The sequence below is a fragment of the Aeromonas sp. 1HA1 genome (genome assembly GCF_029237385.1).
GTDB classification, from domain to species: Bacteria; Pseudomonadota; Gammaproteobacteria; order Enterobacterales; family Aeromonadaceae; genus Aeromonas; species Aeromonas popoffii.
In genome coordinates, this window is the sequence record NZ_JAACGC010000100.1 from 1 (window position 1) to 10818 (window position 10818).

Genomic DNA, 10818 nt, shown 5'->3' on the forward strand with positions numbered 1-10818 from the left:
CGTGATCCTCTATGACCGCTTGGCCAAACGCATACGGGCCGGGGCCGAGCGAGCAGAGTAAACTGGTGGTCTATGTGGCCACACAGCAAGGCAGCATCAACCTGGCAGCTTCGGTCAACGTGATCCTGTATGACCGCTTGGCCAAACGCATACGGGCCGGGGCCGGGCGAGCAGAGTAAACTGGTGGTCTATGTGGCCACACAGCAAGGCAGCATCAACCTGGCAGCTTCGGTCAACGTGATCCTGTATGACCGCTTGGCCAAACGCATACGAGCCAGGGCCGGGCGAGCAGAGTAAACGTGTTTATCTGTTCCCTCATTTTTGCCGATTTTGCTGTGGGGGTCACCCGATGTACTACTGCCAGTAGAAGCTATATCGCTGCGGCCGTTGGCGGCTGATGGTAGGGGCACTTGCACCTTATCTCTCTGGGTATTCGATAGATTTATCTTTCTATCGACCAAAGAACGCGTTGCTTCTCTTCCTTCTATAGAGCATCAGTTATCGTCTGGCTCGACCCTTTGTTCCAGCTCCTTGATAAAACCTCGATAGTAATCATGGAGTTGGTAACGGCGGTATATCTCGGCCAGGGTACCATTCCGGATCAGCCGCACCATGCCATGATCCCAGGCCTGTTGCAGGTGCCCCCCCCGTTCGGTATCAGCAAAGATGGGGTAGGTCGGGATCCAGCGCAGGAAGGTACGATGCATGTTGGCAGGGATGGCGTCGGCCGAGTAGAGCACACCGGCGGTCAGGTAGTAGCGGTAGCGCTCCTTGGCCAGCAGTTGCAGCGCCATGTCGTGGCTGTCGATCTCGTGCCAGCGCATGTTGACCGGGATGTACTTGTCAAAGGCCCAGCCTCGCAGCCACAGCACCCCCTCTCCTTCCAGACTGGTCTCGCCGAGCCATTGGGGCTGCCACTTCTTGAGCATCAGCACGGTCAGATCGTCGGCCGAGGCGGGATAATCCGGCTGGCGTACGCCGCTGACTTCATCCCGATAAACCCCCATCGCCATGTCTCCCCCCTTCTGCGCTACCACCGCCAGCGCCCGTTTGTAGGGCACTATGTGCGGGATCACCTCATAGCCATGGGGCTGATAGATAGCCCTGACGATATCCAGATAGACGCCCCGTCCATCCGGTAGGCAGAAACCGGGCCAGTCATCGCAATAGACATGCAGGGGATCGGCCCGACCGGGCAGGGAAAACAGAAGAAACAGCAATGCAAACAGCAGACGAACCATGTTTAACCATTTCCTCGGTGCCGATGTTTTCATCCAACGGATCAACCCGCGCGATGAATGTACCCAAGCCATACCACATCATAAGAAGATCTGGCGCTGAATCACCTCTTTTTCCCAGTTTTGAGAGCCAGTCGAGGGTTATAACCCTCTTAATGGGTATCATTGAAAATAAGATTCATTAGTAACCCAACCATAGGGGAGTCTTCATATGTCATCCATCAAAACCCTGCTCTGCCCCGTCGATTTTTCCCAGATGTCGCAGTCAGTGCTCGACTATGCGGTGTTCATGGCCCAAAGCCATCAAGCAGAACTCAAGTTGGTCCATGTGGTGGATCAACTGCATGGTTTCGACAGCTACAAGATCCTGCACATGACCGCCATCGAGATCACCCACGAGATGGAACGCCAGGCCAAGACCCAACTGAAAGAGCTGGTCGCCAGCCTGCCCATTCCCGCCACCTTCGAGGTGCGCTTCGGCCGCGCCGCAGACGAGATCGTCATTCAGGCGAAAGAGGAAAAGGTCGATCTGGTGGTCATGGGCAGCCATGGCCGTTCCGGCCTCAGCCACCTGCTGGTGGGCAGCGTCGCCGAGTCCGTGGTGCGTCACGCCCCCTGCCCCGTGCTGGTCGTGCGTTAACGCTCGGCCCGTCACCGCGCAACAAGTAACAGTAAGGCCAGCACTCGTGCTGGCCTTACTCATGTGGGGGGCGCACCTCAGCCGTGGGCATAGATGACGCTTCCCCCCTTAATGATGTCTATGATGGCCCTGGACAGCTCCTTGGGCAGCGCGGGACAACCCCAGCTGCGACCCAGCTTGTCATATTTGCGCAGATGCCGCGGGCTGGCATAGTCGGCTCCGTGCACCACGATGGCACGTTTGCGGGCATTGCTGTTCTTGCCCGGGCTCAAGCCATCGAGGCGCAGCGAATAGCCATGCTTGCCCTGATAGGTCTCGGCGGTACGATAGACGCCGAGGGAACTCTGCATGGAATTGAGCTGGTTGGAAAACTGGCGGGCCGCCAGCTCGCCCGAGTTGCGACCGTGGCTGACCCAGGTGTGGTAGAGCAGTTTGTGACGCTTCAGGTCGATCACGAACAGCCGACGCTGGGTCGAGGGTTTGCTGTAGTCGATGATGGTGAGTATGGGTTTGCGCTTGTGGCGCACGCTCTGATAACTGTTGATGGCCTTGCGAAACACCTGATGGTCGAGCTTGCCTGCCAACCCCAGCTGGCGATAGAGATCCTGATCCCAGCTGGCGTGGCTGCTGGTGCTGAAACAGAGCGCCCCCAGCAGCAGCGGCAAGCTCAACCAGAGCCATCCTAGCCGCACAATCCTATCTGTTTGCTTCATCCTTGAATCTGCTCCCGTTTTTGTTGGTAGTGCAGCGTGTAACGTATCGCCACACCCTGCTGGATAGTTATATGCAAGCCTCTGATGAGTCGCAAGAAAAGAGCATAAAAATGCCGACCTGAGTCGGCATGATTCCAGCAGGTGTTGGCAACGTACTCAGGCACGGATCAGATAGTCAGCCAATCCCACCCACTTGTAGCTGGTCAGTTCGGTCAACCCCATGGGGCCACGGGCGTGCAACATCTGGGTCGAGACCGCCACCTCGGCACCCAGGCCGAACTGGCCACCATCGGTGAAGCGGGTGGAGGCATTGACGTAAACAGCGGCCGAACCGGCGCCATTGACGAACCGCTCGGCATTGCTCAGGTCGTTGGTGAGGATGGCATCCGAGTGACCGGCATTATGCTCGCGCATGTGTGCCAGCGCCTCGTTCACGTCCGCCACCAGCCGGATCCCCAGGGTCAGCCCCAGCCATTCGGTGTCAAAATCGTCCAGACCTGCCTCGCGCAGGTTGTCGGCGCCAGCCAGCAGTGCCATGGCGTTGGGGGCGGCCACCAGGGCCACCTTGCGCTCGTTCATCAGGCTGACCAGCTGCGGCAGCAAGGCTGCGGCCACGTTTTCATGTACCAACAGGGTGTCGAGCGCATTGCAGGCGGAGGGGCGTTGCACCTTGGCATTGTCGATGACCGCCAATGAGCGTACCAGATCGGCGCTCTCGTCCACGAAGACATGGCTGATGCCAAAGCCGCCGATGATGACGGGAATGGAGCTGTTCTCCTTGCACATCTTGTGCAGCCCGGCACCACCACGGGGGATGATCATGTCCACGTAGCGATCGAGACGCAGCAGCTCGCCCACCAGCGCCCGATCCGGATTGTCGATGTACTGTACCGCCTCGGCAGGCAGACCTGAGGCGGCTAGCGCACGCTGGATCACCCGCACCAGCTCCAGATTGGAGTGGAAGGTCTCGCGCCCGCCGCGCAGTATGCTGGCGTTGCCTGTCTTGAGGCAGAGGCTGGCGATGTCGATGGTGACGTTGGGGCGGGCCTCGTAGATGACACCAATGACACCAATCGGCACCCGACGACGCGAGAGGCGCAGGCCGTTCTCCAGCACCCGGCTGTCGATTTCGGCACCGACCGGATCATCCAGGGTGATCACCTTGCGCACATCCGCCACTATCCCCGCCAGCCGGTCCGGGTTGAGCAGCAAACGATCCAGCATGGCATCCGACAATCCGGCCTCTCGGCCGGCCGCTATGTCCTTGTCGTTGGCAGCCAGGATCTGGCGGCTTCGCGCCTCCAGCTCGTCGGCAATGGCGGCCAGCGCCCGGTTTTTCTGCGCCGTGCTGATGGTCGCCAGCTGATAGGCGGCTTCGCGGGCCGCCTGCCCCATTTTCTCCAGACTCATCTCAGTTCCCTTTTATTCATGCCGATGCCGCCCAATCAGAGCAGCACCATGTCATCCCGGTGAATGGCCACGGCACCATAGCCGTAGCCCAATATCTGTTCTATCTGATCCGAGTGAACACCCCGCAGCTTCTCCAGCTCCAGATGGTCGTACCGGCAGATGCCACGGGCCAGCTCGACACCCTTGGGATCGAGAATACGCACCACGTCGCCGCGCACGAAATCTCCCTTCACTGAGACTATGCCCTTGGGCAGCAGGCTGGAGCCCTTCTCCTGCATGGCAGCCACGGCGCCCTGATCCACCCGAACCTCACCATGGGGGGGCGGGCCGGCCAAAATCCAGCTCTTGCGCCCTTCCAGCGGTGAGGCCAGCGCCGGGAACAAGGTGCCAATACGCTCACCCCTGGCGAGACGACCTATCACCTCCGGCGTCTGGCCGGTGGCGATCACCACCTTGACCCCGGCCCGGCGCGCCACATCGGCCGCCTGCAGCTTGGTCGCCATGCCACCCGTGCCAAGACCACCGACACTGCCCCCCGCCAACTTGCGCAGGGTGTCATCTATGGTCTGCACCTCCTCGATCAGCTGGGCATCCGGGTTGCTGCGCGGATCAGCGGTGAACAAGCCGGTTTGATCGGTCAGCAGGATCAAGAGGTCTGCATCGGCCAGAATGGCGGCGCGGGCGGAGAGGTTGTCGTTGTCACCCACCTTGATCTTGGCAGTCGCCACGGCATCGTTCTCGTTGATGACGGGAATGATGCGGTGATCGAGCAGGGTGCGCAGGGTATCCCGGGCATTGAGGTAACGCTCGCGGTCTTCCAGATCGGCGCGGGTCAGCAACATCTGGCCAATATGCAACCCATAGAGGTTGAACAGATCCTGCCACACCCGAATGAGCTGGGTCTGGCCAACCGCCGCCAGCATCTGCTTGTTGGGCAGGGTCGGCGCCAGCGGAGGGTGGCCCAGATGTTCACGCCCGGCGGCGATGGCACCCGAGGTGACCACCACGACTCTGTGGCCGTGACGGTGCAGGGCCGCACACTGCCTGACCAGCTCCACCATGTGGGCACGGTTAAGCTGGGAAGATCCCCCGGTGAGCACGCTGGTGCCCAGTTTGACGACTATGGTTCTGTTTTCCATGGGAGCAAGAAGGCTGAAAAGTAAGGAATCCCTTTATACCCACGGCCCTGTTGCCCTGCAAGGCAATTAAGCCCGCAAGCACTGCGTGGACGAAGGAAGCTTGCCCTGTGGCGAGAAGCGGCAGGCTTGAAGAGATAAATGGGTAACCGCGGACGGTGGGACCAGATGGCCCTGCGAGTGAATACAACCCTCGCAGGGCATCAGCACATCAGGCGGCGGTGACAGCCAGCTCATTGGTCACCTGCTCGGCAGGGACCAGCCGACACTCCAGCAAGGTGAGCTTGTCACTGATGAGCTTGTAGAAGCGGTTGAGGGTGCGCTCGACTTCCACCTGATGCTTCTTCGGGATTGGCTTGTTGATCCAGGCCCCTTCCGCATTGTAGAAACCGACCTGATAGTGATAACTGAAGCTGTGATCCTGCTGCTCCAGCACCAACCACCATCCCCAGAACTCCCGCTTGTCCGGCGCCGGTTTGGCGCTGACGCAGACGGAGAGACAGTCGAAACGGTAACGCCCCTCTTCACACAGATCTTCACGTAAATAGGGGCCAATCGCAGCAAACTGCCTCAGCAATCGCTTGTAAGTCACTTTTTCTGACATGTTAACCTCCCTGTGAACAAGCCATATCATCCTAAGATGACGTTATTTTTAACGCTATATCATGTACATAAATATTTTTTAAGCCACTTGGCCATCTCTTTCAACGCCTCGTCGTATACCTCCTGCAAAGGCTGCTTATCAAACACCACCGCCTTGCCATTGCGGCTAGCGGACGCCAATGCCCGTACATCCTGCTCGGGACAAATGAAATCTTTCTTGTGTCCGATGCTTAATATCGGCACGGAAGTGTGAGTCCCCAACAATCCTTGCGTCTTGAGGGAAAAGACCTGGCACTTGGTACGCAACGACTCCCACTGGGCCGCGTCGGCCCCAAGGCGATTCGCCAGCTCGTCGCGCATCATGCGTGGGCAGCGGGCGAACATCTCCTCATTGGTGAACACCTGATTGACACCCGCCCCTATGCAGACCACTGTCTTGAGCTTGAACGGCTCGATGAAGGCCAACCGCGCCGCCACATTGCCTGCCAGACGAAAGCCCACCATGGCGATACGCTCATGATCGACCCAGGCCACCTCTGACAAGTGATTCAATACAGCCTGATGCAGCCGACTGGTGTCTTGCACTAGCGGCCAGTGCTCGGCATAGCCGATACCCGGCATATCCAGCGATAGCATGCCGATGCCGTTGGGCTCCAGGCATTTGAGATAGAGGTTGAGGAAATCGACCTGCAGCGAGTCGATGCCGCCGCTGACGATGACCAGGGGTACGGGCTTGTCCGTGGTCGGCAGATGAAGGTAGCCTTGAATGCTCTTGCCGCGAAATGGCACTTGTATCTCTTTGAGGGGTACCTTGAACAGGCGGCCCGCCTCGCGGTAGGCCATGTTGCCGAGCAGCTGGGCCTGATCCGCCAGCTCGTCATTCTTCAGATGGGGATAACTGGCGATGGAGTAGTAACGCACTGCCCTGAGCAGATCTTTCAGGGCGGCCGCCGAGTCACCCTGCTCCACCAGCGCACGGCCCTGTTTGAAGTAACGACCGGCCAGCTGGCTCCACTCGTAGACCCAGTTACCGGACACATAACCCTTGATGGTATCCAGGTAACGTTCGTGGGTGCGTTCCCCTTTTCCCATGGCGATGCAAGCCAGCGTCTGCTCCATCTCGACCGGATCCGCCCCCTGCCAGACCCAGGTTGGCCGGCGCAGCAGACGATACCAGCGCGATGACATAGCGCCATCGATAAAGGTCTCGTCCAGATTGGCATCTTGCTCTTCCACCGGGCTGCTGTTGGAGATCTCGGAGGTCTCCAGCACCTTCTTGACCCGGGTAAAAAGCTTCTCGGTCAGGTTAAGGTCGTCGTTCAAGTCCAAGGTGATTACTCATACTGTCAGGCAATGGCTCCATCTTAACCACGTTTCCCCTCTGGCAGCCAGCTGCAGCGCAAAAAAACAGGGCTCCAAATAGGAGCCCTGTGAAGCTGTTATTCTTCGTCGCAGATCGGCTGGGCAAATTCCAGCGCCATGTCCCATGGCTGCTCAATCCAGGTATCTTGCGGAATGGCGACCTCGAAGTCATCCACCAGCGGCTCGCCCATGGGCTTGGCGAAGATGGTGATGAACTTGGCCTTTGGATAGAGTTCGCGGATCGCCTTGGCGGTGCCACCAGTGTCCACCAGATCGTCCACCACCAACCAGCCTTCACCATCACCCGCAGTGGTGGCAGCCTTGACCACCATCAGATCACGCTGGTTGTTGTGGTCGTAGCTGGAGATGCACAGGGTTTCGACATTACGGATGCCAAGTTCGCGAGCCATCAGCGCGGCCGGGACCAGACCACCACGGCTGACAGCTATGATCCCTTTCCACTGGCTGACAGGCAGTTGACGACGGGCCAGACGGCGCGCTTCACGTTGCAGGTTATCCCACGACACATAAAACTTTTTTGGCATACTATCGATCTCAACGAGTTATAAAAACAATCACTTAAGACATAAAATCCGTGCTGACACACGCGATTCGGTCAATTCTGGCGCCCCTCTGCTTCCCGAATTCGGCTTGCACTTTGGCTGCCTCAGGGCTGGTACCTCGGCAGCAAAAACAGATTCTATGAAAGCAGGATGGGCATAGCTGGCGGCCATGTCGTTTGGAGCAAAGACCGCAGACAGGCTGTTGGGCCGGCATGATAGCATCGTTTACAGATAAATTGACTGGCAAACGTATGCGAAATGCAGGAAAAAACGGAGCAACCCCCCTGCAATCCAGCCCGGCGCCAGGCATACGTACGCCTTTCACTGCATCCGTTTTCGCAGGTTGCAGATAAAAAAATAGCAGGGGGAGGATGTCATCCTCACTCACCTGCTGCTGCATCTTGCTGCTTGCCCCCGGCGGGGCGCCCCTGGCTTAACGGTAAGCGAAGGGATTCGGGTAGCTATAACCCTGGGTGTAGAGCGATTGGGCAAACCAATAGGTTGAATTGCTGCCGGACATAGTAAAACTCCTGATTGCTTAACAAGTTACGTACCTTTATGCGGGCTCAGATCCTTGAACAGACACTCGGTTCCATGGAGGCGCACTTGCTTTGCTTCGGTTCCCTGGAGGCATACATCGTCATCCTGACGGGTGGCGAACCACGGCCACCAATTTACCAGCCGGCGCCATAAACACAATATTTTTGTGACGCGAGTCACATATTTTATTGTGTGCCGGGCATGGTCACCTCAACCTCGGCTGTACCCTGTGAACACACCGATGACCAGCACAAGCCGCGCGCAATTTGCGCAGATCGATCACATTTTTGTGTGATTGACTGTATTATCGTTATCTTCTTCCTCGGCCCTCTGGGCCCGGTCATTTTCCGTGCTGGTAAGGAGTTCCGACGTGGCACAGCTTAGTTCTCTCTCTCCCAAACTGATTTGGCATTTCTTCGAACAGATCTGCTCCATTCCCCACCCTTCCAAGCACGAAGCCCGCTTAAGCGCCTGGATAGTCGAGTGGGCCCAGGGGGAAGGCCTGGCCGTCAAGCAAGACACTGTGGGCAACATCATCATCAAGAAACCGGCCACCCCCGGGATGGAAAACCGCAAGGGTGTGGTGCTGCAGGCCCATATCGATATGGTGCCCCAGGCCAATGCCGATACCCGCCACGACTTCACCAAAGATCCTATCGATGCCTATATAGACGGTGACTGGGTGACGGCCCGCGGTACCACCCTCGGTGCCGACAACGGCATGGGCATGGCCGGTTGCCTGGCCGTGCTGGCCGACAAACACCTCAAGCATGGCCCGCTGGAAGTGCTGCTGACCACGGACGAAGAGACCGGTATGACGGGCGCGTTCGGGCTGGAAGCGGGCTGGCTGGAAGGCGAGATCCTGCTCAACACCGACTCGGAAGAGGATGGTGAGGTCTACATGGGTTGCGCCGGTGGCGTGGATGCCAATATCCGCTTCCCGCTGGAGCTGGTAGCCCCTACCGAAGGTGAAGGGTTTGAACTGCAGGTGAAGGGGCTGCGTGGCGGTCACTCCGGCGTCGACATCCATCGCGGTCGTGGCAACGCCAACAAGCTGCTGGTGCGTCTGCTCAAGGCGGCCGAACCGCTGGGCCTGCGTCTGGCCGAGATCCATGGTGGCACCCTGCGCAACGCCATCCCGCGTGAGGCCCGTGCCAAGCTGCTGGTGCCCGCCGCCCACGTCAATGAATTCAAGGCCCTGGTCGACCGCTATGCCGGCATCTACCAGAGCGAGCTGGCGGCCACCGAAGCCAACCTGACTGTGCTGCTCACCGCTCATGAGAAACCGACCAAGCTGATGAGCGACAACCTGCAGGCACGCCTGCTGGACGCCCTCATGGCCTGCCCGAACGGTGTCATTCGCATGAGCGATGCCATCCCGGGCGTCACCGAGACCTCCACCAACCTCGGCGTCATCAAGACGCTCGACGGCGAGGTGTATGTACAGTGCCTGATCCGCTCCCTCATCGACTCCGGTCGCGAGAGCGTCGAACAGATGACCCGCTCCCTGTTCAATCTGGCCGGTGCCAGCTGCGAATTCACCGGTGCTTATCCTGGCTGGGCGCCGGACGTAGACTCCCCGGTAATGGCATTGGTGCGCAACAGCTACCAGACCCTGTTCGGCGAGATGCCCAACGTCATGGTGATCCACGCAGGCCTCGAGTGCGGCCTGTTCAAGAGCGCCTATCCGGACTGGGACATGGTCTCCTTCGGCCCGACCATACGCGGTGCACACTCGCCGGATGAGAAGGTGCACATCCCGGCCGTCGAGCGCTTCTGGCAGTTGCTGGTCCATGTACTGGAACAGATCCCGGCCAAGTAAGCCTGCCGGCTAATCAGCGGGAGCCGACCTCTGACCTTCAGCGAAAGAGGCTGAGCCCGCTGCCGACATGATTCATACCCCGCCCGGTGCGGGGTATTTTTTTGCACACTGGTGTCCGCCATCGCCAGGATCCATGCACACCAGTGTCGCTTTCCTTTAAATGCCCAGCCCCTCCACTTGCCCAGCAGGGGCTCACTTTTGGCCCGCCATGTTGCCCAGAATGACTCTGAAACCGTCTCCATGAACAAAACTGGGTTTGAAAACCCTTTCCATGATTTATGTAAATTTACCACACAAAAAGTTGATCCAGCTTACATAAGGCCATAGGATCAAATTGTGACTCAAGTCACACACTACAACTAGATAACAGAGCGATGAGGTGAATATATGTTTGAGAACCTGGCAGTACTGTTCCACCTTAAGGGTGCAACCAGCAAGAAAGGCGCCGTAGAGAAAGACGCCTACGCCCCGTCAACCCGTGAGTATTACTTCCGTTACGGTGCCTGATACATCGGGAGAGCTATTGTCAAATCTGGTGTATGGAGTCGGTCAGGCGGCATTCCTGTCTGACTCATCCAGCACCTGTACTCCGTCCTTGAATTTCACGTTGTTTACCACCAACGTCAGCAGCACAAATCCCTTGAGCCGCTTCCACTTCTTCTGGGCCACTTCAAGCAGCTTGTAAACCATCGCCAGCGTGGTCTCCCGAGACCCGCAGTTCCGCGCTCTTTTACTTCGTAGCCTGACTGTAGAAAACGTCGACTCTATCGGGTTCGTCGTCCGGATATGCA

Annotated in this window: 10 protein-coding genes and 1 pseudogene; 3 read left to right on the top strand and 8 right to left on the bottom strand. The window is 58.4% G+C overall.

Features of this window, described 5'->3' with window-relative positions; translation table 11 throughout:
• Nucleotides 1-11: 11 nt before the first annotated feature.
• Entirely contained in the window at nt 12-179 is a 168-nt protein-coding gene (locus GWQ22_RS19760; RefSeq protein WP_275931395.1) for a hypothetical protein, read from the top strand.
• 315 nt (nt 180-494) lie between these two features.
• Here GWQ22_RS19760 and GWQ22_RS19765 read toward each other — a convergent pair whose 3' ends face one another.
• A complete protein-coding gene (locus GWQ22_RS19765) occupies nt 495-1241 on the bottom strand; it encodes a hypothetical protein (protein WP_275931396.1) in 747 nt (248 codons plus the stop codon).
• A gap of 208 nt (nt 1242-1449) precedes the next feature.
• On the opposite strand from GWQ22_RS19765, the gene GWQ22_RS19770 reads away from it, so the two are divergent.
• The gene (locus GWQ22_RS19770; RefSeq protein ID WP_042035749.1) at nt 1450-1878 is read left to right on the top strand and encodes a universal stress protein; all 429 of its coding nucleotides are present in this window, start codon (nt 1450-1452) and stop codon (nt 1876-1878) included.
• A gap of 77 nt (nt 1879-1955) precedes the next feature.
• Here GWQ22_RS19770 and GWQ22_RS19775 read toward each other — a convergent pair whose 3' ends face one another.
• From GWQ22_RS19775 to gpt, 6 genes are all read right to left on the bottom strand, one after another.
• Nucleotides 1956-2591, bottom strand: coding sequence for a murein L,D-transpeptidase catalytic domain family protein (locus GWQ22_RS19775; protein ID WP_042035750.1), 636 nt, complete (start codon nt 2589-2591; stop codon nt 1956-1958).
• 156 nt (nt 2592-2747) lie between these two features.
• Complete coding sequence (locus GWQ22_RS19780; protein WP_275931397.1) at nt 2748-4001, bottom strand: glutamate-5-semialdehyde dehydrogenase; 1254 nt, start codon at nt 3999-4001, stop codon at nt 2748-2750.
• 35 nt (nt 4002-4036) lie between these two features.
• Entirely contained in the window at nt 4037-5140 is a 1104-nt protein-coding gene (gene proB, locus GWQ22_RS19785) for a glutamate 5-kinase (RefSeq protein WP_275931398.1), read from the bottom strand.
• 208 nt (nt 5141-5348) lie between these two features.
• A complete protein-coding gene (crl, locus tag GWQ22_RS19790) occupies nt 5349-5741 on the bottom strand; it encodes a sigma factor-binding protein Crl (RefSeq protein WP_212513081.1) in 393 nt (130 codons plus the stop codon).
• 59 nt (nt 5742-5800) lie between these two features.
• A complete protein-coding gene (frsA, locus tag GWQ22_RS19795) occupies nt 5801-7069 on the bottom strand; it encodes an esterase FrsA (protein WP_042035755.1) in 1269 nt (422 codons plus the stop codon).
• A gap of 110 nt (nt 7070-7179) precedes the next feature.
• Entirely contained in the window at nt 7180-7647 is a 468-nt protein-coding gene (gpt, locus tag GWQ22_RS19800) for a xanthine phosphoribosyltransferase (RefSeq protein WP_042035757.1), read from the bottom strand.
• Between the two features lie 928 nt (nt 7648-8575).
• On the opposite strand from gpt, the gene GWQ22_RS19805 reads away from it, so the two are divergent.
• Complete coding sequence (locus GWQ22_RS19805) at nt 8576-10027, top strand: aminoacyl-histidine dipeptidase (RefSeq protein WP_275931399.1); 1452 nt, start codon at nt 8576-8578, stop codon at nt 10025-10027.
• 549 nt (nt 10028-10576) lie between these two features.
• On the opposite strand, the pseudogene GWQ22_RS19810 reads toward GWQ22_RS19805, so the two are convergent.
• Nucleotides 10577-10818 (bottom strand): annotated as a pseudogene (locus tag GWQ22_RS19810) (IS256 family transposase); the annotation flags it as partial.